This window comes from Streptomyces zhihengii, assembly GCF_016919245.1.
Taxonomy (GTDB): Bacteria; Actinomycetota; Actinomycetes; order Streptomycetales; family Streptomycetaceae; genus Streptomyces; species Streptomyces zhihengii.
Genome location: NZ_JAFEJA010000001.1, coordinates 1,178,557 through 1,203,627, shown reverse-complemented (window position 1 = coordinate 1,203,627; position 25,071 = coordinate 1,178,557). Strand labels below are relative to the sequence as shown.

Genomic DNA, 25,071 nt, shown 5'->3' with positions numbered 1-25,071 from the left:
TCGAGCCCACAGGGGGAGACGGGGGAGACGGCCCGCTTCGGGAGAGCGGGACGGGCCCGGTTCGGGGGAACCGGGCGCACGGGGGAAGTCCGGCTCGGGGGAGCCGGGCTTCCCCGAACCATCCCGGTTCGGGGGAGCCGGGGGAACGGGGGATCAGCCCGGTTCGGGGGAGCCGGGGGAAAGGGGGAGCCGGGTCCGCGGGGAACACGGGGACGGGCCCGGCACGGGGGAGAACAGGGGGAACGGGGGAAAACGGCCCGGTGGCCGGAGCGATGCGGCTCCGGCCACCGGGCCGTCTTCGGCGGGCCGTACGGCCCGCCGGTGTCAGCGGCCCGCGCGGGCCGCCATCCGCGCCTTGCGCGCGGCGAGCTTCTCGTCGAACTTGGCCGCTTCCCCGTCGAGGCCGTTCATGTACAGGCCGAGCTCGTCCTGGGCCTGCCGGCCCTCCGGGCCGAGCCCGTCGATCTCCATGACCTTCAGGAAGCGCAGCACGGGCTGGAGCACGTCGTCGTGGTGGATGCGCATGTTGTAGATCTCGCCGATCGCCATCTGCGCGGCGGCGCGCTCGAAGCCGGGCATGCCGTGTCCGGGCATGCGGAAGTTGACCACCACGTCCCGCACGGCCTGCATCGTCAGGTCGGGGGCGAGCTCGAAGGCCGCGCCCAGCAGGTTCCGGTAGAAGACCATGTGCAGGTTCTCGTCGGTCGCGATCCGTGCCAGCATCCGGTCGCAGACCGGGTCCCCCGACTGGTGGCCGGTGTTGCGGTGCGAGACGCGGGTCGCCAGCTCCTGGAAGGCCACGTACGCCACGGAGTGCAGCATCGAGTGCCGGTTGTCCGACTCGAAGCCCTCCGCCATGTGCGCCATGCGGAACTGCTCCAGCTTGTCCGGGTCGACCGCCCGCGACGTGAGCAGGTAGTCGCGCATCACGATGCCGTGCCGGCCCTCCTCGGCGGTCCAGCGGTGCACCCAGGTGCCCCAGGCGCCGTCCCGTCCGAAGAGGCTCGCGATCTCGTGGTGGTAGCTGGGCAGGTTGTCCTCGGTCAGCAGGTTCACCACCAGGGCGATCCTGCCGACGTCGGTGACCTTGGACTGCTCCGGGTCCCACGCCTCGCCGTCCTCGAAGAAGCCCGGGAAGTTCCGGCCGTCGCCGAACGGCACGTACTCGTGCGGCATCCAGTCCTTGGCGACCTTGAGATGGCGGTTGAGCTCCTTCTCCACCACTTCTTCCAGCGCGTACAGCAGACGGGCGTCCGTCCACGCTTCAGAACTGCCGAGGTGGGGAGAGGTGATCGTCACGGGGGCTCCTGGGGACGGGAGTATTACCTACGGATTCGTAGGTTACGAAACCGTAGGTTAAGCGGGCGATAAGCACTCCTCCAAGCCTGGATCCGTGATGTCCGTTTGCACGTGGTTATGTCCGCAGGCCAGGCCGCGAACGCGAGAGCCGCATCACGTCTCCTTTCCGGGCAGATCGCCCGGCGCCACGTCCCGCAGCCCGTCCTCGTCGAGGAGCAGCCACCGGGTGATCCCCGCCGCCTCCAGGAACGCCATGTCGTGGCCGGCCACGATCAGCGCGCCCTCGAAGGCCGACAGTGCCGCCGTGAGCCGGCGCACGCTCGCCAGGTCGAGATTGTTGGTCGGCTCGTCGAGCATGAGGAGCTGCGGCGCCGGTTCCGCGAGGAGCAGCGCCGCGAGCGTCGCCCGGAAGCGCTCACCGCCCGACAGCGTGCCCGCCGCCTGGTCGGCGGCCGCGCCGCGGAACAGGAAGCGCGCGAGCTGGGCCCGGATGCGGTTGTCGGTGGCACCGGGCGCGAACCGGGCCACGTTCCGCGCCACGCTGAGCCGGTCGTCGAGCAGGTCGAGGCGTTGCGGAAGGAAACGCAGCGGCACCTCCGTGGTGGCCTCTCCCCTGACCGGCGACAGCTCGCCCGCGAGGGTGCGCAGCAGCGTCGTCTTGCCCGAGCCGTTGCGCCCGACGAGCGCGATGCGCTCGGGCCCGCGGATCTCGAACTCGCCCTTGAGCCGCACCCCGTGGCGGAGTGTCAGGTCGCTGAGCCGGAGCACTCCCCGCCCCGGGTGCACCAGGGTGCGGGGCAGGTCCACGCGGATCTCGTCGTCGTCGCGCACGGCCTCCACCGCCTCGCCGAGGCGTTCCCTGGCCTCGGCGAGCCGCTCGGTGTGCAGGATGCGGTGCTTGCCCGCGGACTCCTGGGCGGACCGTTTGCGCGCGCCCATGACGATCTTCGGCTCGCGTTTCGAGTCCCACATCTTCTGCCCGTACCGCTTGCGCCGGGCCAGCTTCACCTGGGCGTCGGCCAGTTCGCGCTTCTGGCGCTGCACATCCGCCTCGGCCGCGCGGACCGTGCGCTCCGCCGCCTCCTGCTCCACCGCCAGCGCCTGCTCGTAGGCGGTGAAGTTGCCGCCGTACCAGCGGACGTCCCCGTCGTGGAGATCGGCGATCCGGTCGACCAGCTCCAGCAGTTCGCGGTCGTGGCTGACGACCACCAGCACCCCCGTCCAGCGGGCCACGGCGGCGTGGACCCGGCGGCGGGCGTACAGATCGAGGTTGTTGGTCGGCTCGTCGAGCAGCAGCACGTCGGGGCGTGCCAGCAGCAGCCCGGCGAGCCGCAGCAGCACGCCCTCGCCGCCGGAGACCTCGCCGATGGTGCGGTCGAGGCCGATGTGCGCGAGACCGAGCTCGTCGAGGGTGGCGCGGGCGCGCTCCTCCACGTCCCAGTCGTCGCCGACGGCCGTGAAGTGCTCCTCGGCCGGGTCGCCGCCCTCGATGGCGTGCAGCGCCGCCCTGGTCGCGGCGATGCCGAGGACCTCGTCCACGCGCAGCGCGGTGTCGAGCACGACGTTCTGCGGCAGCCGGCCGATCTCGCCCGAGACGCGCACGGCGCCGTCGGAGGGCCGCAGCTCCCCGGCGATCAGCCGCAGCAGGGTCGACTTGCCGGACCCGTTGAGACCGGTGAGGCCCGTCCTGCCGGGGCCGACGGCGATGTCGAGACCGTCGAAGACCTCGGTCCCGTCGGGCCAGGAGAAGGAGAGGGAGGAGCAGACGACGTGATGGGGAAAGGCGGATGACATACGGGTCTCCCGGTTGCAGAGAAGGGGCTGGGCAACGGGTGGAGACACCGGGGTGCGCGACGGGGCCCCGGGGGGCGACGGGAGGACGGTCCCGGCCGGGCAGGGGCGGTGGACGGCTGTACGCCGAGGTCGCACACGCGCGCGGGCACACGAAGGTGCCGCGGGGGTGTCTCATGACCTCAGACGAGCAACGTCCCACTCCGATCGACGACAACAGAACCGCCGCCAACGGTAGGGGGCGGCGACGGCCCCCGGCAAAGGGTTTTCCCGGCGGGGCAGCGGCCCGGGCCGGCGGCGGGCGCACCTGCGCGGGCGGGGCCGCGGGCCGGCGCCCGCCACGCCGCGCAGGCGCCCGCCGGGTCAGCGGGCGTCGCCGAGCAGCGCGGTCAGATCGCGGTCGAGGTCCAGGTGCAGATGCTCGCTGCCGGACGGCACCAGCGTCTGCGCCCGGCGCAGGAAGCGCCGCAGCTCCCCGGTGCGGATGTGCACCATCGCGATGCCCTCCGGCGCGTGGAACTCCAGCACCGTGCGGTCGTATCCGTACGGCCGCACCCGTACGTCGCCGAGACCGGCGGGCTCGTCGACGCCGTCGGCGAGCAGGTCCCGGGAGAACGCCCACGACACGTCCGCGCCTTCCAGGGTGGCCGGCGCGGGAAAGTCGATGCGCACGGCGAAGGGGTCCGCCCGGTCGTAGTGCAGGGTCGCCGGCACCGTCTCCAGAAGGGGCGCGGACGCGACGAGCCGTGCCTGCACGGCCTGTTCGATGACGGTGGACATGGCCCGCTCCTCACATCCGCGGCTCGCTGGTGCCCCTCGGGGGCTGCTGCTACCCCCACAGACGTAGGAATGGCCGATTCCGTGCACCTGCGGGACACGTGAGCTGTGTCACCGAGGGGCCCCGCGGGGTGCCGGCCGTCTCGCACTCTGGACGCCGTGGGGCGCGTGGGCTAGCTTCCACCGCCATGACGTCCAAGGGGAAGACGAGACGAGCGGTGTCGGTGGGGCTCTGCGCCGCGGCCGTGGCGGCGGTGCTGGCGGGCGTTCCCGCTCAGGCCGCGACGGGCACGGGCGGCGGGGCGCCGAAGGCCGGGGCGCCCGGCTGGCGGCTCACCGACACCGGGACCGACGCCCGCTTCCGGGGACTCGCGCCGGTCGACGCGAGGACGGCGTGGGCCGCCGGCTCCCGGGGAACGGTGCTGCGCACCGCGGACGGCGGGACCACCTGGCAGGACGTGTCGCCACCGGGCGCGGGGGAGCTGGAGTTCCGCGACGTCGAGGCGTTCGACGGACGGCGTGCCGTGGTGCTGGCGATCGGCGAGGGCGAGGCGTCACGGGTGCTGCGCACCGAGGACGGCGGCGCCACCTGGACGGAGTCGTTCCGCAACGGCGACCCGCGGGCGTTCTACGACTGCCTGACCTTCTTCGACCGCCGCCACGGCCTCGCGATGAGCGACCCGGTCGACGGCCGGTTCCGGATCCTGTCGACCGACGACGGCGGCCGGTCCTGGCGGGTGCTGCCCGACGCGGGCATGCCCGCCGCGCTCCCCGGCGAGGCCGGCTTCGCCGCTAGCGGCCAGTGCCTGGTCGCCTCGGGCCCGAAGGACGTCTGGATGGCCACCGGGGGAGCGGCCGCCGCCCGGGTGCTGCATTCGGCGGACCGCGGCCTGACCTGGACCGTCGCCCCCACCACCATCCCGGCGGGAGACCCCGCCCGCGGGGTGTTCGCGCTCGCCTTCCAGGGCCGCCGCCACGGCATCGCCGTCGGCGGGGACTACCGCACGGGGGAGCCCTCCCCGCAGGCCGCGGCGGTCACCGGCGACGGCGGGCGGAGCTGGGAGCGGGCCCGCACCTCCCCGCCCGCCTACCGGTCGGGCGTGGCGTGGCTGCCCCGCGGCCGGTCGGCGGCGCTCGCGGTGGGCCCGACCGGCACCGACCTCACCCTCGACGGCGGCCGCACCTGGCGGACGGTCGACACCGGCTCGTTCGACACCGTCGACTGCACGGCGGACGGCAGTTGCTGGGCCTCCGGCGAGAAGGGCCGCATCGCCAGGCTGTCCTGGCACCGCTGATCGGGGCCGTTGGCTCCCGGCCCCGGGGCCGTCCCTCCTGGACCCAGGGCGGTGCGTCCCGGCCCCAGGGCAGTGCGTCCCGGCGCCGCCGATCCCGCGTCCGGGGGTGCGCCTCGCCGTTGAACCCGCGCCCCGGCCGCCGGACCGGCGTCCGTGCTCCCGCGTCACCGGGCCGGGCCCGCCCCACGCGGGCCCGGACCGGGCCGGTGTCAGGAGGCCGGGCGCTCCCGGTAGGCGGCGAGGCCGGGCGCGGTCCTGGTCGCGGCGAACTCGGTGACCCGGTACGCGGCCACCCCGCCCGTCACGAACGGGTCGGTCGCGGCGAGGCGTTCGATGTGCTCCCGGTCGTCGCCGACGGCCAGGAGCACCCCGCCGTCCCGCGGGTTCTTGCGCCCCGACGCGATGACGACGCCCTCCTGGTACATCTCGTCCAGCCATGCGATGTGCGCGTCGAGATGGGTGTCCACGCGCTCGACGGGCGCGGTGTACGTCAATTCCAGTACGAACATGATCGCCAGGCTACCGGCGGCCCCTGCCCCCTAGGGTGGGCGGCACCATGGAGATCGTAGAAGCCCCCGCCGGCTGGCCGGCCACCGAGGAAGCCGCACGCGCCGTCCAGGACGCCCTGCGGGAACGGGTCGTCCTCGACGAGGCGGGCCCGCCGCCCGGCACCGGAACGGTGACGGGGGTGGACGTCGCCTACGACGACGAACGCGACCTCGTCGCTGCCGCCGCCGTCGTCCTGGACGCCGCGACCCTGGCCGTCGTCGCCGAGGCCACGGCCGTGGGCCGGGTCTCCTTCCCGTACGTCCCCGGCCTGCTCGCCTTCCGCGAGATACCGACCGTCCTCGCCGCCCTCGGCGCGCTGCGGGCCGATCCCGGGCTCGTGGTGTGCGACGGCTACGGCAGGGCGCACCCGCGCCGCTTCGGTCTCGCCAGCCACCTCGGGGTGCTCACCGGGCTGCGGGTCATCGGCGTCGCCAAGAACCCGTTCGTCTTCGACCACGCCGAACCGGGCACCGCCCGCGGCTCCTGGACCCCGCTGCTCGCCGGCGACGGCGAGGAGGTCGGCCGCGCGCTGCGCACCCGGGAGGGCGTGAAACCGGTGTTCGTCTCGGCCGGCCACCGGGTCGGTCTCGACGCGGCCTGTGCGCACACCCTGCACCTGGCACCCGAGTTCCGTCTCCCGGAGACGACGCGTCGCGCGGACGCGCTCTGCCGCGCGGCGCTGCGCGAGGCGGCGGCCGTTGCGCCCGGCGGGTGAAACCGCCGCGTATCGGCCGCCCGTCGCATCCAGTGGGACGAACTCCCGCGAAAAGGGTGCATGAAACTGCGAGACGAGCTTCCGGTCGACCATCGTCTGGCGACCGTGTACCGGTACGGTGCGGTCCTCTGCGGCGTCGCCCTGATCGTGTTCGGCTGCCTGGGCTTCGCCGACGCCCTCAGCCCCTTCTCGACCTCCGGCGACACCATCGCGGGCATGACGACCAACGTGGCGCTCAGCGTCATCTCCACGGTCGTGGGCCTCGCGCTGATCGTGGGCGGCCTGATCGGGGGCAATGTGGCCTCGACGGTGAACATGACCGTGGGGGTGCTGTTCGTGCTGAGCGGCTTCTACCACATCTTCGTGCTGGACCGCGCGGGCAACTTCCTGGACTTCGGCATGTCGAACGTGATGTTCAGCTTCGTCATGGGCCTCGTGATCATGACGTTCGGGATGTACGGGCGGGTCTCCGGCGGCCTGTCGCCCGACAACCCCTACTGGCGCCGCCGCCACGGCGACCCCGCGGCCGCGGTGCCCGCCGCGGACCGGGCGCCCGCCGTCGGCCCCGCACCGGCACCCGCCGCGAGCGGCGCCGCGACGCTGGGCGACCCGGGCAGCGCCCCGCGCCGGGGCATCGGCCGCCACGGACACGGCTGACCGCCCGCCCCTGTGCTGACCCCCGCCCCGGGCCCGGGGCGGGGGTCAGCGCGCTGTGGGGCCCGCGCCTCTCCGTGCGGCTGCCCTCCCGGGAGCGGGCTCCCGGCCCGGCGCGGCGCCGGCCGGGGAATCCGGGGTCTGCGGCTCGTCTTCGGGTTCGCGGCCCAGGGTTTCCGGCCTGTGGCCCCGCTGCCCCCGGCGCCGTCGCCCCGGCCCCGCCGTCACTCCGTGTGCGCCACCCGGAAGCCCATCCCCGCCGCCCGCAGGCGGGACAGCAGGGCGTCGCCCATCGCGACCACCGGTGTCAACTGGCCCGAGCGCGGCGGCAGATCGTCGAAGGCGAGGCTCAGCACGGACTCGGCGAGGATCTTCGCGGTCTCGTCGTAGCCCGGGTCCCCGCCCGTCACCTCGGTGAACACCCTCCGGCCGCCGCCCTCGCCGACGAAGCGGACCGAGAACCAGCTCCGCGCACGGCGGGCGGTGTCCGGGCCGGTGCCGGGCTCGTAGCGGGAGATGAGCCAGCGCCGGGCGGCCGGGATCTGCGCCAGGGCGAGACCGGCCCCCACGAACGCGGGGCCGCCGAGCGCCATCGGGAGCGTGCGCACCGCGGCGTAGTGGCGGTAGCGGAAGTCCGGCCCGTAGCGGTCCAGCGCGCGTGCCGAGCGGGCGATGACCTGGCCGTCGATGGTGGGCAGCGGCAGTGCCCAGGCGCCGGTCTCCCGGCTGAAGCGCGGTGCGCCGAGCGGGGCGCTCGCGCGCCGCCCCACCAGCCGGGGCTCGTGCAGCCGCCGCTCCCGCGCGGCCCGCAGCGTCTGGGCGCCCCGCCCCATCGCGGTGAGCGCGGAGGCGAAGGTGCCGCCGGAGAACATCGCGTTGGAGCGCAGGAACCCGTCGATCCGCAGCGGCACCCCCTCGGGGAGCTGCTGGACGGTCCAGTACGCGCCCAGGTCGTGGGGGACCGAGTCGAAGCCGCAGGCGTGCACCAGACGGGCCCCGGTCTCCCGGGCGCGCGCGTCGTGGGCGACGAACATCGCGTCCACGAACTCCGGTTCACCGGTCAGGTCGGCGTAGTGGGTGCCGGCCTCCGCGCAGGCGGCCACCAGCGGCTCGCCGTACCAGACGTAGGGGCCGACGGTCGTCGCGACGGCGCGGGTGGAGCGCGCGAGGTCGCGCAGGGCGGCCGCGTCGGAGGCGTCCGCGACGATCAGGGGCAGCTCGGCGCACCCCGGGTCGATCGCGGTCAGCCGCTCCCGCAGCCGCGCCAGCTTCGCCGCGCTGCGCCCGGCGACCGCCCAGCGGCAGCCGGGCGGCGCGTTGCGCGCCAGGTACTCGGCGGTGAGCACGCCGACGAAGCCCGTCGCGCCGAAGAGCACGATGTCGTACGGGCGCTCGTCGCGACCGGTCCCGTTCTGGCTGTTCAAGGGCTCCTCCGCCTGCTGTGCCGTGTCCATGCCGGTGGCCGAGGCTAGCGCGCCGCGCCGCCCGGCAGAAGACGTGTTCCCCATCGGTAACCTGGCAGAGTCCGCAGAGCTAAGCGCTTGCTCGGCCGAAAGCCTTGTGCCGAGTGGAACGTGTTCTTACCATCACTGGTGTTACATCAGTTGTGTCACACTGCTGGGGGCTGGATGACAGCGTCAGGGAACGGTCCGCTGGCCGGGGTGCGTGTGGTCGAACTGGCGGGCATCGGGCCCGGCCCGTTCGCCGCCATGCACCTGGCCGACCTGGGAGCGGACGTCGTGCGCGTCGACCGTCCCGGCGGCGCGGGGCTCGGCATCGACCCCGCCCGCGACCTCACCAACCGGGGCAAGCGCTCCGTGCTGCTCGATCTCAAGACCGACGAGGGCAGGGCACGCACCCTCGACCTCGTGGAGAAGGCCGACATCCTCGTCGAGGGCTACCGGCCGGGCGTCGCCGAACGCCTCGGCGTCGGCCCCGACGCGTGCCTCGCCCGCAATCCGCGCCTGGTCTACGGACGGATGACCGGCTGGGGCCAGGACGGCCCGCTCGCCGAGCGCGCCGGACACGACATCGGCTACATCGCCGTGACCGGCGCCCTCTCCATGGTCGGCGAGGCGGACCGGCCGCCCGTGGTCCCGGCCAATCTGCTCGGCGACTACGCGGGCGGCTCGCTCTACCTCGTCATCGGCGTCCTCGCCGCCCTCCAGCACGCCCGCTCCGAGGGCGGCCGGGGCCAGGTCGTGGACGCGGCCATCGTCGACGGAGCGGCCCATCTGACCACCATGATCCACGGCATGATGGCCGCCGGCGGCTGGCAGGACCGCCGCGGCGCCAACCTCCTCGACGGCGGCTGCCCCTTCTACGGCACCTACGAGACCGCCGACGGCGAGTACATGGCGGTCGGGGCGCTGGAGCAGAAGTTCTACGACGAGTTCATCACCCTGCTCGGCATCGCCGACGAGGTCCCCGCGCGCAAGGACTTCGGCCGCTGGGACGAACTGCGCGAGGCCGTCGCCGCCCGCTTCAGGTCCCGCACCCGCGCCGAGTGGACGGCCGTCTTCGAGGGCTCCGACGCCTGCGTCGCGCCCGTGCTCGGGCTGCGCGAGGCCGCCGCGCACCCCCATCTCGCGGCCCGGTCGACCTTCGTCGACCACGGCGGTGTCACCCAGCCCGCACCCGCGCCCCGCTTCTCCGCCACCCCGGGCGCCCTGACCCGGCCGCCCGCCCTGCCCGGCGCGCACACCGCGGACGTCGCCCGTGACTGGGGCGTGGACCTGACCGCTCCGCAGGAGGACCGATGAGGCGAGAGATCTTCACCGACGAGCACGAGGCGTTCCGCGCGACCGTGCGCACCTTCCTCACCAAGGAGGTGCTGCCCCACTACGAGCAGTGGGAGAAGGACGGCATCGTCAGCCGCGAGGCCTGGCTCGCGGCCGGCCGCCAGGGCCTGCTGGGCCTCGCCGTGCCCGAGGAGTACGGCGGCGGCGGCAACGACGACTTCCGCTACGCGGCCGTGCTGGCCGAGGAGTTCACCCGGGCCGGCACCCCCGGACTCGCCGTCGGGCTGCACAACGACATCGTCGGCCCCTACCTCACCTCGCTCGGCACCGAGGAGCAGAAGCGGCGCTGGCTGCCCGGCTTCTGCAGCGGCGAGATCATCACGGCCGTCGCCATGACCGAACCGGGCGCCGGCTCCGACCTCCAGGGCATCCGCACCACCGCCGAGGACCGCGGCGACCACTGGGTGCTCAACGGCTCGAAGACCTTCATCTCCAACGGCATCCTCGCCGACCTGGTGGTCGTCGTCGCGAAGACCACCCCCGAGGGCGGCGCCCACGGGCTGTCGCTGCTCGTCGTGGAACGCGGCGCCGAGGGCTTCGAACGCGGCCGCAACCTCGACAAGATCGGCCAGAAGTCGCAGGACACCGCCGAACTCTTCTTCAACGACGTACGCGTCCCCAAGGAGAACCTGCTCGGCGAGCTCGACGGCGCCTTCATCCATCTGATGACCAACCTCGCGCAGGAGCGGATGGCGATCGCCGTCGCCGGCATCGCCGCCGCCGAGCACCTGCTGGAGATCACCACCGCGTACGTGAAGGAGCGCGAGGCGTTCGGCCGGCCGCTCGCCAGGCTCCAGCACATCCGCTTCGAGATCGCCGAACTGGCCACCGAGTGCGCCGTCACCCGGGCCTTCCTCGACCGCTGCATCGCCGACCACGCCAAGGGCGAACTCGACGCCGTGCACGCCTCGATGGCCAAGTGGTGGGCCACCGAACTCCAGAAGCGCGCCGCCGACCGCTGCCTCCAGCTCCACGGCGGGTACGGCTACATGAACGAGTACCGCGTCGCCCGGGCCTTCACCGACGGACGCATCCAGACCATCTACGGCGGGACGACCGAGATCATGAAGGAGATCATCGGCCGCTCCCTGCTCGGCTGACCTTCCCCGAGAACTCGGCCAACCCCTCCCCGAAAGGCTGACAAGGTGAGCACCGAAGCGTACGTGTACGACGCGATCCGCACCCCGCGCGGACGCGGCAAGGCCAACGGAGCCCTGCACGGCACCAAGCCCATCGACCTCGTCGTCGGGCTGATCCACGAGATCGAGCGCCGTTTCCCGGGCCTCGACCCGGCCGCGATCGACGACATCGTCCTCGGCGTCGTCGGCCCGGTCGGAGACCAGGGCTCCGACATCGCCCGGATCGCGGCCATCGCCGCCGGGCTGCCCGACACCGTCGCCGGCGTCCAGGAGAACCGCTTCTGCGCCTCCGGTCTGGAAGCCGTCAACATGGCGGCGATGAAGGTCCGTTCGGGCTGGGAGGACCTGGTCCTCGCGGGCGGCGTCGAGTCGATGTCGCGCGTCCCGATGGCCTCCGACGGCGGCGCCTGGTTCGCCGACCCGATGACCAACCACGAGACCGGCTTCGTGCCGCAGGGCATCGGCGCCGACCTGATCGCCACGCTCGGCGGCTGGTCGCGCCGGGACGTCGACGAGTACGCGGCGCTCTCCCAGGAACGGGCCGCCGCCGCCTGGAAGGACGGCCGCTTCGAGCGGTCGGTCGTGCCCGTGCGGGACCGCAACGGCCTGGTCGTCCTCGACCACGACGAGCACATGCGCCCCGGCACCACGGCGGACTCCCTCGCGAAGCTGAAGCCCTCCTTCGCGGACATCGGCGAGCTGGGCGGCTTCGACGCCGTCGCGCTCCAGAAGTACCACTGGGTCGAGAAGATCGACCACGTCCACCACGCCGGCAACTCCTCCGGCATCGTCGACGGCGCCGCCCTCGTCGCCATCGGCAACAAGGAGGTCGGCGAGCGCCACGGCCTGACCCCGCGCGCCCGGATCGTCTCCGCCGCCGTCTCCGGGTCCGAGCCCACCATCATGCTCACCGGCCCCGCGCCGGCCACCCGCAAGGCGCTGAAGCGCGCCGGGCTCACCATCGACGACATCGACCTCGTCGAGATCAACGAGGCGTTCGCGGGCGTGGTGCTCCGCTTCGCCGCGGACATGGGCCTGTCGCTGGACAAGATCAACGTCAACGGCGGCGCCATCGCCCTCGGCCACCCCCTGGGCGCCACCGGCGCGATGATCCTCGGCACCCTCGTCGACGAACTGGAGCGCCAGGACAAGCGGTTCGGCCTCGCCACCCTGTGCGTGGGCGGCGGCATGGGCATCGCCACCGTCGTCGAGCGTCTCTGAGACCCCGTCCTCTTCCGCCCCTTCGCCTAACGGAGCAGCCACCACCATGAGCGAGTCCACCACCATCCGCTGGGAACAGGACGAGACCGGCATCGTCACCCTCGTCCTCGACGACCCCAACCAGTCCGCGAACACCATGAACCAGGCGTTCAAGGAGTCGATCGCGGCCGTCGCCGACCGGATCGAGGCCGAGCAGGAGTCCATCCGCGGCATCATCGTCACCTCCGCGAAGAAGACCTTCTTCGCGGGCGGCGACCTCAAGGACATGATCAAGGCCGGCCCGGAGGACGCCCAGTACGTCTTCGACGCCGGCATGGGCATCAAGCACGCCCTGCGCCGGATCGAGACCCTCGGCAAGCCCGTCGTCGCCGCGATCAACGGTGCCGCGCTCGGCGGCGGTTACGAGATCGCCCTCGCCTGCCACCACCGTGTCGCGCTCGACGCCCCGGGCTCCAAGATCGGCCTGCCCGAGGTCACCCTCGGCCTGCTCCCCGCCGGCGGCGGCGTCACCCGCACCGTGCGCCTCATGGGCATCGCCGACGCCCTGCTGAAGGTGCTGCTCCAGGGCACCCAGTACACGCCCCGCCGCGCCGTCGAGGGCGGTCTCGTCCACGAACTGGCCACCACTCCCGAGGAGATGCTCGACAAGGCCCGCGCCTTCATCGACGCCAACCCGGAGTCCCAGCAGCCCTGGGACGTCAAGGGCTACCGGATCCCCGGCGGCACCCCGTCGAACCCCCGGTTCGCCGCCAACCTCCCGGCGTTCCCCGCCAATCTCAAGAAGCAGACCGGCGGCGCCCCCTACCCGGCCATGCGCAACATCCTCGCGGCCGCCGTCGAGGGCTCCCAGGTCGACTTCGAGACCGCCCAGGTCATCGAGGCCCGCTACTTCACCGAGCTGGTCACCGGCCAGACCGCCAAGAACATGATCCAGGCGTTCTTCTTCGACCTCCAGGCCGTCAACTCCGGTGCCAGCCGCCCGCAGGGGATCGAGCCGCGTACGGTGCGGAAGGTGGCCGTGCTCGGTGCGGGGATGATGGGCGCGGGTATCGCATACTCCTGCGCGCGCGCCGGGATCGAGGTCGTCCTGAAGGACGTCACCGCCGAGTCGGCGCGGAAGGGCAAGGGCTACTCGGAGAAGCTGTGCGCCAAGGCCGTCTCGCGGGGCCGCACCACGCAGGAGAAGGCGGACGCGCTGCTGGCCCGGATCACCCCGACCGCCGAGGCCGCCGACCTGGCGGGCTGCGACGTCGTCATCGAGGCGGTCTTCGAGGACACCGCGCTCAAGCACAAGGTGTTCCAGGAGATCCAGGACGTCGTCGAGCCCGACGCGCTGCTGTGCTCCAACACCTCCACCCTGCCCATCACCACCCTCGCCGAAGGCGTGGAGCGCCAGGCCGACTTCATCGGCCTCCACTTCTTCTCACCCGTCGACAAGATGCCGCTGGTGGAGATCATCAAGGGCGAACGGACCGGCGACGAGGCGCTCGCCCGCGCCTTCGACCTGGTCCGGCGGATCAACAAGACGCCCATCGTCGTCAACGACTCCCGCGGCTTCTTCACCTCCCGCGTCATCGGGCAGTTCATCAACGAGGGCGTCGCCATGGTCGGCGAGGGCGCCGATCCCGTCTCCGTCGAGCAGGCCGCCGCCCAGGCCGGCTACCCGGCCAAGGTGCTCAGCCTGATGGACGAGCTCACCCTCACCCTCCCGCGCAAGATCCGCAACGAGACCAGGCGCGCGGTCGAGGAGGCCGGCGGCACCTGGCCGGGGCATCCGTCCGACGCCGTCATCGACCGGATGGTCGACGAGTTCGGGCGGCCCGGCCGCAGCGGCGGCGCCGGCTTCTACGACTACGACGAGGACGGCAAGCGGGCGGGGCTCTGGCCCGGACTGCGCGAGCACTTCACCCGCGAGGGCACGGACATCCCCTTCGAGGACATGCGGGAGCGGATGCTGTTCTCCGAGGCCCTGGACTCGGTGCGCTGCCTGGAGGAGAACGTCCTGACGACGGTCGCCGACGCCAACATCGGCTCCATCATGGGCATCGGCTTCCCGGCCTGGACGGGCGGCGTGCTCCAGTACATCAACGGCTACGAGGGCGGCCTGCCCGGCTTCACGGCCCGCGCCCGTGAGCTCGCCGAGCGCTACGGCGACCGGTTCCAGCCGCCGGCGCTGCTGGTGGCCAAGGCCGAGCGGGGCGAGACCTTCACCGACGCCTGACACGCGACGCCTGACACGCGACGCCTGACACGCGACGCCTGACGCGCGACGCCTGAGGCCTGAGGCGCGATGCCTGACGCCTGAGGCACGACGCGTCAGGCCCGCCCGACGCCCGAGGCCGAAGGGGGCGGCGGCGGTTACCCGGCTCGCCGGTAGCTGCCGCCGTCCCTCGTCCGGGCCAGCTCGCCACCGATCACCAGATAGCGGCGCAGCGCGGCGCAGTCGTCGTGCACCGTCAGCAGCGCCTCGTTGACCTCGCGCTCGGTGTAGTCGCGTCCGGGCACGAACAAGGTCTCGGCCAGGTGCCGGAGCAACTGCTCGCGGCGGGCGGCCTTGCGCGGGATCGCCGTCAGACGGCCTTGGGAGAAGAGGGCGTGCACCGAATGCGCGGTGCCGGCTGCGGGGAGGGACATGACCGCAGCCTCACCCATCGGGTCGCGCCCGGACAACGCATTTACCGTCCCCCGGCGCCGAGGGCGCTCCGCAGCTCCTCGCGCAGCGACCGCTGGAACGCCGTCACCAGGGCCTGCACGACGATCGGCTGCATATGGGCCGAGAGCGACTTCATCGCCGCCGTCGCATGCTCCGGGTCCCGCTCCCGGTAGGGCCCCCAGACCTCGTCGCGGAACAGCCGTGACAGCTCCTGGGCCGCGGAGCGCGCGTGCTCCAGCAGCACCGTGCGGGAGGCGAGGATCGTCTCGTGCGCGATGGGCACGTCCAGCAGCTCGGCCCCGAGCCGCAGCAGCGACCCGTCCAGCAGGTAACCGCCGTCCGTCCGCGCCTCCAGCACCCCCATGGCCCCGAGCCGCTCCACGTCCTCGTCCGACAGCGGACGCCCCGCGCGGCGCTCCAGCTCCGCCCGGGTCACCCGCTCGGCGGACTCGGGGGCCCAGGCCGCCACCAGGGCCCGGTGGATCGCCAGATCCTGCGCGCTCAGATCGGCGGGAAGCTGCTCCAGATAGCGCTCGATGGCGGCGAGGGTCATGCCCTGGTGCTGGAGCTCCTCGATCAGCGCGAGACGGGAGAGGTGGTCGCGGCCGTAGTGGCCGACCCTGCGCGGGCCGATCACCGGCGGGGGCAGCAGCCCGCGGGTGCCGTAGAAACGGACGGTCCGCACCGTCACCCCGGCACGCGCGGCCAGCTCGTCGACGGTGAACGCCGCCTCCTCGGTCACGTCCGCCATGGCACTCCCTCTCCCGAACCACCGCACCCGCTCTGTCCAACAGTATTGCTGTCTCACCATTGCTGTGAAACCACCCGGGGGCCGGTCGTACTGATGCGCCATGGGTGAAGCGGATCTTGTTGCCCCGTGCCGTGCCGTCCGCCGCTGCCACACTCCCCTCAGTGATCGCCGGAGCGCCGCCTCCTCGGGGCCGGTCGCGCGGTGCCGGGGGAACGACGGGCGAGGGACACGAGGGTGGGGGCATGACGCACGAGGGTGCGACGGCCGGCGTCGGCGCGGCGCCGGGGGGTGGCACGGCGCCCGGGGTGCCCCGGCACGTGGCCTGTGTGATGGACGGCAACGGACGCTGGGCCGCCCGGCGTTCGCTGCCCCGCACCGCGGGCCACCGGGCCGCCGAGACCACGGTGATCGACGTCATCGAGGCGGCGCGGTCCTCCGGCGTCCGCTGGCTGAGCCTGTACGCCTTCTCCACGGAGAACTGGAACCGGCCCCCCGCGGAGGTCGAGTTCCTGATGCGCCTCGTCCGCGGCGTCGTGCGCAAGCACGCCCCGCTGCTGCTGGCGCGCGGGGTGCGCTGCCGGTTCCTCGGGGTCACGGACGAGCGCGTGCCGAAGGAACTCGCCCAGGATTTCCGGGACCTCACCACCCTCACGGAGGCGAACCGGGGCATGACCCTCACCGTCGCGTTCGACCACGGCGGACGCCGGGACATCGTCGAGGCCGCCCGGTCGCTGATCCGCGGCGGCGCGAGCGCCGACGAGGTCACCGAGCGGACCTTCGCGGCCCACCTCCCGTACCCCGACACCCCCGACGTGGACCTCGTGATCCGCACCTCCGGCGAGCAGCGCATCTCCAACTTCATGCTCTGGCAGGTCGCCTACGCCGAGTGGGTCTTCCCTCAGGTCCTGTGGCCGGACTTCCGCGCCGCGCACTTCCTCGAATGCCTGCACACCTACCAGCGACGCGACCGCCGCTTCGGCGGCGTGCCGTCCCAGCCGAACGGAGCACCGTGATGACGGTCCGCCACGACGACCCCGCCCCGGACGCCGCCGCCCCGCCGCCCGGCCCCGGTGACGACCCCGCCCCGCCGCCCGGCCCCGGCCCCGCCGCGGACGGGGACGGGGACGGGGACGTCCCGCTGTACGGGCCCGGCTCGCGCTTCCACGCACTCTTCGACGACCCCCGGTGGGCCCTGGCCGTCGTCCGGGCGACCGTGCTGGAGGCGGCCCACCCCCAGGTGGGCGCCGCGCTCGCGGACAACTCCACCTTCGTCGCCCACCCCTGGCGCCGGCTGCGCAACACCCTCACCAGCCTGCGCCGGATGTTCGGCGCCGACGAGGAGGTACGGCGCCGGGAGGCCGCCCGCCTCAACCGGATGCACGCCCGCCTCGACGGCACCGACACCCACGGCCGGCCCTACGACGCCATGGACCCGGGGGTGCGGGCCTGGGTGGTGGCGACCCTCTTCGAGAGCACCGTCACCATGTTCCGGATGAGCGGCCGGCCGATGGACCAGGACACCATGGAGCGGCTGTACGCCGAGTTCCGGGCCTTCCTCACCGCCCTCGACGGCGACGCCGGGCATCTGCCCGGGGACCTGCCGGGCTTCTGGCGGTACTTCGACCGGGTCGTCGCCGAGGAACTGGAGAACACCGAGGCGGCCCGCGTCATCCTGTACCGGCTGTTCGACCGGCTGCCCGCCCCGCCGCTGCTCCAGGGCGTGCCCACGCTGTGGGCGGCCGGCCGGGCCGTCGCGGGCCCGGTCATCGGCGCGGTCACCGTCGCCTCGCTGCCGGAGGCGTACCGGCGCCGCGCCGGACTGCCGGAGATGCCGGGCGCCCAGACCCTGATGCAGGGCGCCTACGTCGCCGCCGGGCTGGCGCGCTTCCTGCCCGCGGGGCTGCTGCGGGCCGAGGGGCTCGCCGAACTCCTCTCGCTCTCGCCCGAGAGCGACGACCCCCGGGCGCGGACCGTCGTCGCCCTCCAGGACCGGATGCGGCGGGCCGCGGCGCTGCTGCGCCTGATGAGCCCGCTGGCCCCGGCGGACCGGGCGGCGGACGGCCCCGCGGACGGCCCGGGCGGCGGCGAAGCCCGGCGCACGGCCGAGGAGTTCTTCCACCAGGTGCTGGACCAGACCGGCGACGGCTACCTGGACTGGCCGGACCTCGCGGCGATGGCACGTGAACTGTCCACCCGCCTCGACCTGGACGAGCCCGAGGAGACCGGTCTCTACACCGCCTTCGCCGACTGGTGGCGGGAACTGCAGAGCGCGCTGGACGCGGACGGCGACGGACGGGTGAGCGCCGGGGAGTACGCCGCCGCCGTGCCGTCGCTGGCCGGGCCCGCGCTGATCCGGGTCGCCGAGGTGCTGTTCGACGCCACCGACAAGGACGGCAACGGCACCATCGACGCCGACGAGTACCGGGCCCTGTTCCGTACCGGGTTCCGCCGCGACACCACCGGCACCGACGGGGTCTGCACCCGATCCGAGTTCGTGGGCGACTTCCTCTCCTTCATGTCGGCCCGCCGCCGCTCCAGCCCCTACGACCCCTTGCTCGCCGAGGCCTGACACCGCCGCGCCGCGACCGGGCCCGCACCGCCCGTGATGCCGGGAAGCCGCGATGCCGGGAAGCGGGGAAGCCGGGAAGTCCGGGGGAGTGCGAGGGGCGCGGGCAGTCCGCGGAGGGCGGTGTCGGTGGCCGGCCGTACGGTGGTGCCATGACCGGGATCGTCTATGTCCGAGGGGACGCCACCGCGCCGCAGGGCAAGGGCGTCAAGCTGATCGCGCACGTCTGCAACGACCTCGGCGGCTGGGGCAAGGGCTTCGTCCTCGCCGTCTCCCGCCGGTGGCCCGGGCCGGAGGCGGAGTACCGGCGCTGGCACCGGGAGCGCTCGGGCAACGACTTCGGCCTGGGCGCGGCTCAGTTCGTCCAGGTCGGCCCGTTCCTCTGGGTGGCCAACATGGTGGGCCAGCGCGGCATGCGGACGGGCAGCAAGGGCGTCCCCGTCCGCTACGAGGCGATCGACCGCGCCCTCGCGGCGGTGGGCGACAAGGCGCTGGAGCTGGGTGCGTCGGTGCACATGCCGCGGATCGGCTGCGGGCTCGCCGGCGGCAGGTGGTCGCGTGTCGAGCCGCTGATAGCCGAGCGGCTGACGGCCCGTGGCGTCGAGGTCACCGTCTACGACCACGGGGACTGAGCGGGGAATCCCCGATGGTGGCTGTGCGGGGGTGCGACCCGGTGGTGGTCACACCCCCGCACGCCGCCGGCCTCAGTAGACGGCCACTCCGTAGGCGCTCAGTGCCTCGCGGACCGGCTGGTGGAGCGCGGAGCCGCTGGTGCCCGAGCAGCCGGAGCTGCCCGAGTGGATGCCCAGGGCCGTGGTGCCCGCGAAGTGGGCGCCGCCGCTGTCGCCGCCCGAGGAACAGGCCGTGGTGCGGACGAGGTTGTAGACGGGGCCCTCGCTGTAGTTCACCGTGACGTTCACCGCGGTGACGGTGCCGCTGGTGACCTTGGTGGTGGAGCCGGACTTGCGGATGGCCTGCCCCACGACGGCGTCGGCGGCCGAGGTGATGTCCTGGCGGCTGCCGTTCCACAGGTTCACGTCGCCGGCGGGCTGGGAGCCGTCGGTGTAGCGGACGAGCCCGTAGTCGTTGGTCGGGAAGCTGGTGCCCTCACGGGTGCCGATGGCGGCGCCGCCCGAGGCGGCGGACCAGCTGCTCGCCGCGTTGGTGCAGTGCCCCGCGGTGAGGAAGTAACGGGCCGTGCCCTTGGACACGTTGAACGCGGCCGAGCAGCGGAAGCCGCCGCCGTAGATCGCGTCGCCGCCCGCGACCTCCTTGGTGAAGGTGCCCGGCACCCGGGTGATCCGCACGCTGTCGCCCAGCCCGGCGGCCACCTTCCGCAGCCGGGCCATGTCGCGCGCGGACACCGACTGGTCGGCCTCCACGGAGACCTGGTTGGTCCTCGGGTCGACGCCCCAGGAGGTCCCGGTGATCTTCGCCCGCGTCTCCAGGGTGTCCATGGTGGCGCGCAGGTCGGCCATGGAGCGGTCGACGATCTCGGCGCGGGCGCCGCTGTCGCGGACCGCGGCCGCGGTGGCGGCGTCCGTCACCGTCACCACCAGCTCGCCGCTCGCGGCGTCGAGATAGGAGCCGGCGGTGCGGTCGCCGAGACCGCGTTCGAGCGAGCTGTGCAGGGCGTACTGGGCGGCGGTCGCCGAGACGCCGGGCGCCGGGGCCCCGGCGGCGGGCTCCGGTTCGGCGGCCGAGGCGTGGGTGCCGAGGCCGACGGCGGTCAGGGCGAGCAGGGCGGGAAGGCAGATGCGCGCACGGGAGGTGCGTCTCATGGGGGCTTCTCCTTCGTACGAGTCCGTGGGGGGATCGCCCTGGGTGGGGGCGATGTGGACTGGACCAGTCCGGAGTGCGGACTCAATGTGACATGGCCCTGACACGGATACAAGGGTGCCGCCCGGCCGGGCGTGTCCGGCGCACGCCCCCGCCCCGCCCGCGAAGGCGGGGCGGCCGGCCCGCCTACCGCGCGGAGGCGACCACCGGATAGTGGTCGGAGAAGTCCGTGTACGTGTAAGTGGTGCCCCAGCTCGACACCGACCAGGGCGCGCTCGGCGCCTTGATCACCTCATTGGTCCAGCCGGCCGGCCGCGCGTGCCCGGCGCGGTGCAGCACATGGTCCAGGTCCTCGCGCGGGTCGTCCGGGTAGCGGTCCGCCGCGATCGAGTTGTCCCGGGTGTCGAACGAGTACGGATGCCCCGTCCGGGCGTCGGCGCCGGCCAGACCCGCGTCGGCGAGCATCGCCGCGTACTCGGGCGTGCGGGAGTCCACGTTGAAGTCGCCCGCCACGATCACCTGTTCGGTGGCGGGGATCCGCTTGGCGTCCAGGAAGGCGTCCATCGCCCGGAACTGACGGGCCCGCACCGACGCCGCCTCTCCCGCGCCGCACCCCGGGTCGGTCGACTGCGCGTGCGTCCCGACGACGTGCACCCGGCTGCCGTTCACATCGAGCACCGCGTACACGAAGCCCTTGTTGGAGTACCAGTCGGAGCCGCAGGCGTCCTTGTAGACGTACTGCTCCTTGCGCACGATCGGCCACCTGCTGAGCACGGCCACTCCGCCGTCCTCCGGCGTCAGCGCCGAGTACGCGCCGCCCGTCGCGTCCCAGCCGCTCGTGCCGCGGCCCATCACCGGCGTCCGGTACGGGTATCCGGCCGACGCGTTGCGCGCCAGCGCCTCCGACGCGGTGTTGTCGAAAGCCTCCTGGAGCACGACCACGTCGTTGCCCCGGAAGAACGGCGCCCGCGGGATCTCGGCGGCCCGGTGGTCCTGGCCCCAGTTGGGGTAGAGCGTCCGGCTGAACAGGAACGCGTTGTACGTGAGCACCTTCAGCCGCGGGACCGGGGCGTCGGCCGCGGCGCCCGCGGAGGGCGCTGCGGCGGCGAGGACACCGGCGGCGAGCACCGCGGACAGGGCGGCGCCCGTGAGGCGGCGGAGCGGGGAGGTCGGCACAGGATCTCCTGTCGGGATGTGGGGGACCGGCCGGCACGATCGACCGGTGCCGCACATCAAAGCAGCAGAAGTTACCTTCAGGTAATAGGTAGATGTCGCCGTTCTTCACTCCGGCGCAACGTTCGCGCCCACCCGCGTGGCCCCCTCGCGATCGCGCAGATGTTCACCCCGTCCCCCGGCAGGTGGGCATGGCGCGCCCCCGCGTGTACTCCGCCCGGCACACGGTGCGGCGTGGGCCAAGCTGGTGCCGTTCACGCAGCTCAGGACAGTGGAGTGGGTACGGAATGAGTCTCGACAGCCCGGCGCTCGCCGCCACGGACGAGCGGCGCGCCCGCATCGCGGAACGCGCCGGGCGGGTGGTGGAGGCCGACTGGTTCTCGGCACTGGCGGTCGGGGCCATCGCGCTCAACGCCGTCCTGCTGGGCGCCGAGACCTACGCGGGCTTCGCCCAGGAGTGGCACACCGGACTGAAGCTGCTGGAGCATCTGCTGCTCGGCGCCTTCACCGTGGAGATCGCCCTGCGCGCCCTCGCCCACGCCGACCGGCCGTCGGACTTCTTCCGCAACCCGTGGAACGTCTTCGACCTGACCGTGGTCCTCTGCGCGTTCCTGCCCTTCGTCAGCGAGAACACCACCGTCCTGCGGCTGCTGCGGCTCGCGCGCGTCGTCCGCACCGCCCGCTTCCTGCCCCAACTGCGCATCATCGTCACGGCGATCGGCAAGAGCGTCCCGGGCGCCGTCAGCTTCCTGCTGGTCGGCACCCTGCTGCTGTACATGTACGCGATGCTCGGCTGGGCCGCGTTCTCCGCCGACGACCCCGAGCACTACGGCTCCCTGGGCCGCGCCGCCCTCACCCTGTTCGTGCTGATGACCCTCGACGGCCTCGGCGACGCCCTCTACGGCGGGCTCGCGATCTCGCCCTGGGCCGTCGTCTACTACGCCTCCTACGTGCTGCTCAGCTCCTTCCTGATGGTCAATCTCCTGATCGGCGTCGTCATCGACTCGCTCGCCCAGGCCAGGGAACTCGACGGGGACCGGAGGGCCGCGGACGGCGAGCAGGCACCCCCCGTGGAGGAGATCAGGGAACGGATCGCGGCGGCCCGCGCCCAGCTGGAGGACCTGGAACACCTGCTGCCGCACGTCCCGCCCCGGCCGGAGGCGGTGGCGAAGGCCGCCCACCGGCCCTGAGCACGGCTCCCGGGGGCCGGGTCGCATACTGGAGAGTCAGGCAGCACCGACTCCGACCACCCCCGGGAGCACCAGATGAGCCCCGCCGCGGCAGCCGTCGACCCGCCCCCGCCCGGCGGGGTGCTCTGGAGCCTCGCCGGCGACATCCGCGCCCTGCTGATGCTGCCCGCCGCGCTGACCATGCAGGTCGCCGACCCGGCCGTCGGCGCCGGCGTCGACGAGCACTCCGTCTTCCGGACCGACCCCTGGGGACGCGGCGAACGCTCGCTGCGCTCGCTCCAGCTCTGGATCTACGGCGGCGAGGAGGCCGCGGCCGAGGGCCGCCGCCTGCGCGAGCTGCACCGCACCATCCAGGGGACCGACGCCCACGGGCGCCGCTACCATGCGCTCAGCCCCGCCCACTACGCCTGGGTGCACGCCACCGGCTTCCCGGTCTACCGCCACGGCGCCCGCTACCTCGTGCGCGAACTCACCGGCGCCGAGGAGCGCAAGCTCTACGCGGAGTGGCTCCAGATCGGCCGGATCCTCGGCATCCGCGACCGCGACATGCCCGCGACCGTCGAGGAGTTCTGGCCCTACTACCGCACGGTGCTCGCCGAACGGCTGGAGGCCACGGCCGTCGTCCGGGAGCTCGTCGACCCCACCCAGCCGGTGCCCCCGCCCGACCGGGGACCACGGGCGCTGAGGTGGCTGCTGCGGATCCTGTGGCCGGTGCTGCTGCCCCCGCTCGCCACCTTCCGCCGCTTCATGACCATCGGCCTGATGCCGCCCGACGCCCGCGAGGCCCTCGGACTGCCCTGGACCGACGCGCAGGAGCGCCGGCTGCGCGGATTCGGCGCGGTCGTCCGCGTGGTGGTCCCCGCCCTCCCCGAACGCCTCCGCTACCTCCCCCTCGCCCGCGCGGCCCGCGCCCGGGCACGCACGGCCCGCGGCCCCGGCCGGTCGGGCGTCTGAGGCCACCGTCCCGCCCGTCACCCCAGCCCGTCCGGCGTCCGAGGCCACCGTCCCGCCCGTCACCCCAGCCCGTCCGGCGTCCGAGGCCACCGCGCCGCCCGTCACCCCAGCCCGTCCGGCGTTTGAGGACACCGCGCGCAGCGTGGTGCCGCGACCACCACCCGCACACGAAGCAACCCCCGCACACGAAGCAACCCCCGCACACGAAGCACCCCCCGCACACGAAGCGACCCCACCCGCGGACGCGAGAAGCCCCCGCGCCCGGGCCCACACGCCCGGTGCCCGGGCCCCCGTCGCGCCGAGCGCGACGGGGAACCCGGGCACCGGTCCCACAAGCCCGGCGGCCTCCGGCCGCCTACTCGGCGAGGCCGCCCCGCGCGATCACCTCCGCGTACCACCGCGCACTGTCCTTGAACGTGCGCCGCTGGGTGGCGAAGTCGACGTGCACGATCCCGAAGCGCTTGCTGTAGCCGTACGCCCACTCGAAGTTGTCCAGCAGGGACCAGAGGAAGTAGCCCCGGACGTCCGCCCCGTCCTCGATCGCCCGGTGCACCGCCGCCAGGTGGGCGTGCAGATAGGCGACCCGCTCCGGGTCCTTCACCTCGCCCGACGGGTCGGCGTAGTCGTCGTAGGCCGCGCCGTTCTCGGTGATCACCAGCGGCACCCCCGGCAGGTCGTCCCGCAGCCGCAGCAGCAGCTCGTGCAGACCGTCGGCGTCCACCGGCCAGTCCATCGCGGTGCGCGGCCCCGGCGCCGGCAGGAAGCTCACGTGCTCCTCGGCGCCGGCCCACGGCGAGGGACCGGCGGGCGAGGAGCCCGCCGCGACCACGGTGGGGGAGTAGTAGTTGATGCCGAGCGAGTCGATCGGCGCCGACGCCGTCTCCAGGTCGCCGTCGAGGACGAACGACCAGTCCGTCACCGCGGCCGTGTCCCGGACCAGGTCGTCGGGCAGGCTGCCGTTGAAGACCGGGTCCAGGAAGACCCGGTTGCCCACCGCGTCGATCCGGCGGGCCGCGTCCAGGTCGGCCGGTGTGTCGGTGTGCGGGCGCACCGCGTGGAGGTTGAGCGTGAGGGAGATCTCCGAGCCCGCGGACAGGGTGTCGCGCAGCGCCCTGGTCGCCAGCCCGTGCGCCAGGTTGAAGTGGTGGGCGGCGCGCAGCGAGGCGAGCGCGCTGGTGCGGCCGGGGGCGTGCACCCCGTTCCCGTACCCGAGGAAGGCCGCGCACCACGGCTCGTTGAGGGTCGTCCAGGTGGCGACCCGGTCGCCCAGCGCACCGGCCATGATGCCCGCGTACTCGCCGAACCGCTGCGCCGTCTCGCGCTGCGGCCAGCCGCCCGCGTCCTCCAGCTCCTGGGGCAGGTCCCAGTGGTACAGGGTGGCCACCGGCCGGATGCCGGCCTCCAGCAGCTCGTCGACGAGCCGCCGGTAGAAGTCCAGCCCCTTCTGCACGGCGGGCCCGCGGCCGGTCGGCTGCACCCGGGGCCAGGCGACCGAGAAGCGGTAGTCGGTGACACCGAGCCGCCGCATCAGCGCGATGTCCTCGCTCACCCGGTGGTAGTGGTCGGCCGCGATGTCGCCCGTGTCACCGTTGCGGACCTTGCCCGGGGTGCGGCTGAACGTGTCCCAGATCGACGGGGTACGGCCGTCCTCGGCGGCGGCTCCCTCGATCTGGTACGCCGCGGTGGCCGTGCCCCAGCGGAAGGCCGCGGGGAATCGGTGCGTCGTCGTGTCGGGGCGTGCGTCGAGTGCGGTCATGAGGATGG

22 protein-coding genes are annotated in these 25,071 nt (G+C 73.5%); 12 read left to right on the top strand and 10 right to left on the bottom strand.

All coding sequences use genetic code 11. The features are described from left to right. Positions 1-324: 324 nt before the first annotated feature. The 3 genes from JE024_RS05055 to ssgD all read right to left on the bottom strand — a co-directional run bounded on the left by JE024_RS05055 (position 325) and on the right by ssgD (position 3,870). A complete protein-coding gene (locus tag JE024_RS05055) occupies positions 325-1,299 on the bottom strand; it encodes an acyl-ACP desaturase (RefSeq protein ID WP_205372424.1) in 975 nt (324 codons plus the stop codon). 153 nt (positions 1,300-1,452) lie between these two features. Then, complete coding sequence (locus tag JE024_RS05050) at positions 1,453-3,093, bottom strand: ABC-F family ATP-binding cassette domain-containing protein (RefSeq protein ID WP_205372423.1); 1,641 nt, start codon at positions 3,091-3,093, stop codon at positions 1,453-1,455. Between the two features lie 360 nt (positions 3,094-3,453). Next, complete coding sequence (ssgD, locus tag JE024_RS05045) at positions 3,454-3,870, bottom strand: spore wall synthesis regulator SsgD (protein ID WP_205372422.1); 417 nt, start codon at positions 3,868-3,870, stop codon at positions 3,454-3,456. Positions 3,871-4,055: 185 nt separating this feature from the next. Between ssgD and JE024_RS05040 the strand changes: the two genes are divergently transcribed. Then, a complete protein-coding gene (locus JE024_RS05040; protein WP_205372421.1) occupies positions 4,056-5,162 on the top strand; it encodes a WD40/YVTN/BNR-like repeat-containing protein in 1,107 nt (368 codons plus the stop codon). Between the two features lie 209 nt (positions 5,163-5,371). Here JE024_RS05040 and JE024_RS05035 read toward each other — a convergent pair whose 3' ends face one another. Next, positions 5,372-5,671, bottom strand: a complete 300-nt coding sequence (locus JE024_RS05035) for a YciI family protein (RefSeq protein ID WP_205372420.1) — start codon at positions 5,669-5,671, stop codon at positions 5,372-5,374. Between the two features lie 47 nt (positions 5,672-5,718). On the opposite strand from JE024_RS05035, the gene JE024_RS05030 reads away from it, so the two are divergent. Next, positions 5,719-6,426, top strand: coding sequence for an endonuclease V (locus JE024_RS05030; protein WP_205372419.1), 708 nt, complete (start codon positions 5,719-5,721; stop codon positions 6,424-6,426). 60 nt (positions 6,427-6,486) lie between these two features. After that, entirely contained in the window at positions 6,487-7,083 is a 597-nt protein-coding gene (locus tag JE024_RS05025; protein WP_205372418.1) for a DUF4383 domain-containing protein, read from the top strand. A gap of 221 nt (positions 7,084-7,304) precedes the next feature. Here the strand turns inward: JE024_RS05025 and JE024_RS05020 are convergent, their stop codons facing one another. Beyond that, a complete protein-coding gene (locus JE024_RS05020) occupies positions 7,305-8,504 on the bottom strand; it encodes a saccharopine dehydrogenase family protein (protein WP_205372417.1) in 1,200 nt (399 codons plus the stop codon). A 204-nt stretch (positions 8,505-8,708) separates the two neighbouring features. Between JE024_RS05020 and JE024_RS05015 the strand changes: the two genes are divergently transcribed. From JE024_RS05015 to JE024_RS05000, 4 genes are read left to right on the top strand one after another with little or no spacing between them, the layout of a single operon-like run. After that, complete coding sequence (locus JE024_RS05015; RefSeq protein WP_205372416.1) at positions 8,709-9,842, top strand: CaiB/BaiF CoA transferase family protein; 1,134 nt, start codon at positions 8,709-8,711, stop codon at positions 9,840-9,842. Next, positions 9,839-10,981 carry an acyl-CoA dehydrogenase family protein gene (locus JE024_RS05010; RefSeq protein ID WP_205372415.1) on the top strand — a complete coding sequence of 381 codons (1,143 nt, stop codon included), beginning with the start codon at positions 9,839-9,841 and terminating at the stop codon, positions 10,979-10,981. The genes JE024_RS05015 and JE024_RS05010 overlap by 4 nt, the downstream gene beginning before the upstream one ends. A gap of 45 nt (positions 10,982-11,026) precedes the next feature. Further along, a complete protein-coding gene (locus tag JE024_RS05005; RefSeq protein ID WP_205372414.1) occupies positions 11,027-12,241 on the top strand; it encodes an acetyl-CoA C-acetyltransferase in 1,215 nt (404 codons plus the stop codon). A gap of 46 nt (positions 12,242-12,287) precedes the next feature. Continuing rightward, positions 12,288-14,462: a 3-hydroxyacyl-CoA dehydrogenase NAD-binding domain-containing protein gene (locus tag JE024_RS05000; RefSeq protein ID WP_205372413.1), complete on the top strand. Its 2,175-nt coding sequence runs from the start codon at positions 12,288-12,290 to the stop codon at positions 14,460-14,462. A gap of 137 nt (positions 14,463-14,599) precedes the next feature. Here JE024_RS05000 and JE024_RS04995 read toward each other — a convergent pair whose 3' ends face one another. Next, the gene (locus JE024_RS04995) at positions 14,600-14,875 is read right to left on the bottom strand and encodes a DUF2087 domain-containing protein (RefSeq protein ID WP_205372412.1); all 276 of its coding nucleotides are present in this window, start codon (positions 14,873-14,875) and stop codon (positions 14,600-14,602) included. A gap of 41 nt (positions 14,876-14,916) precedes the next feature. Beyond that, complete coding sequence (locus tag JE024_RS04990) at positions 14,917-15,645, bottom strand: MerR family transcriptional regulator (protein ID WP_205372411.1); 729 nt, start codon at positions 15,643-15,645, stop codon at positions 14,917-14,919. Between the two features lie 242 nt (positions 15,646-15,887). Between JE024_RS04990 and uppS the strand changes: the two genes are divergently transcribed. From uppS to JE024_RS04975, 3 genes are all read left to right on the top strand, one after another. Then, positions 15,888-16,658 (top strand): polyprenyl diphosphate synthase, encoded by a 771-nt coding sequence (gene uppS, locus JE024_RS04985; RefSeq protein ID WP_205372410.1) that lies wholly within the window; start codon positions 15,888-15,890, stop codon positions 16,656-16,658. Next, positions 16,658-18,214, top strand: coding sequence for an oxygenase MpaB family protein (locus JE024_RS04980; protein WP_205372409.1), 1,557 nt, complete (start codon positions 16,658-16,660; stop codon positions 18,212-18,214). The genes uppS and JE024_RS04980 overlap by 1 nt, the downstream gene beginning before the upstream one ends. A gap of 149 nt (positions 18,215-18,363) precedes the next feature. Next, positions 18,364-18,843, top strand: coding sequence for a macro domain-containing protein (locus JE024_RS04975; protein ID WP_205372408.1), 480 nt, complete (start codon positions 18,364-18,366; stop codon positions 18,841-18,843). A gap of 72 nt (positions 18,844-18,915) precedes the next feature. Here the strand turns inward: JE024_RS04975 and JE024_RS04970 are convergent, their stop codons facing one another. Both JE024_RS04970 and sph read right to left on the bottom strand, forming a co-directional pair. Then, the gene (locus JE024_RS04970; RefSeq protein ID WP_205372407.1) at positions 18,916-19,992 is read right to left on the bottom strand and encodes a S1 family peptidase; all 1,077 of its coding nucleotides are present in this window, start codon (positions 19,990-19,992) and stop codon (positions 18,916-18,918) included. A 184-nt stretch (positions 19,993-20,176) separates the two neighbouring features. Then, positions 20,177-21,166 (bottom strand): sphingomyelin phosphodiesterase, encoded by a 990-nt coding sequence (gene sph, locus JE024_RS04965; protein ID WP_205372406.1) that lies wholly within the window; start codon positions 21,164-21,166, stop codon positions 20,177-20,179. Between the two features lie 284 nt (positions 21,167-21,450). Here sph and JE024_RS04960 point away from each other — a divergent pair, with 284 nt between their 5' ends. After that, on the top strand, positions 21,451-22,353 hold the full coding sequence (locus JE024_RS04960; RefSeq protein ID WP_205372405.1) for an ion transporter: 903 nt from the start codon (positions 21,451-21,453) through the stop codon (positions 22,351-22,353). 75 nt (positions 22,354-22,428) lie between these two features. After that, a complete protein-coding gene (locus JE024_RS04955; RefSeq protein ID WP_205372404.1) occupies positions 22,429-23,307 on the top strand; it encodes an oxygenase MpaB family protein in 879 nt (292 codons plus the stop codon). A 355-nt stretch (positions 23,308-23,662) separates the two neighbouring features. On the opposite strand, the gene JE024_RS04950 is transcribed toward JE024_RS04955, so the two are convergent. Further along, complete coding sequence (locus JE024_RS04950) at positions 23,663-25,063, bottom strand: GH1 family beta-glucosidase (protein WP_205372403.1); 1,401 nt, start codon at positions 25,061-25,063, stop codon at positions 23,663-23,665. Positions 25,064-25,071: the final 8 nt, after the last annotated feature.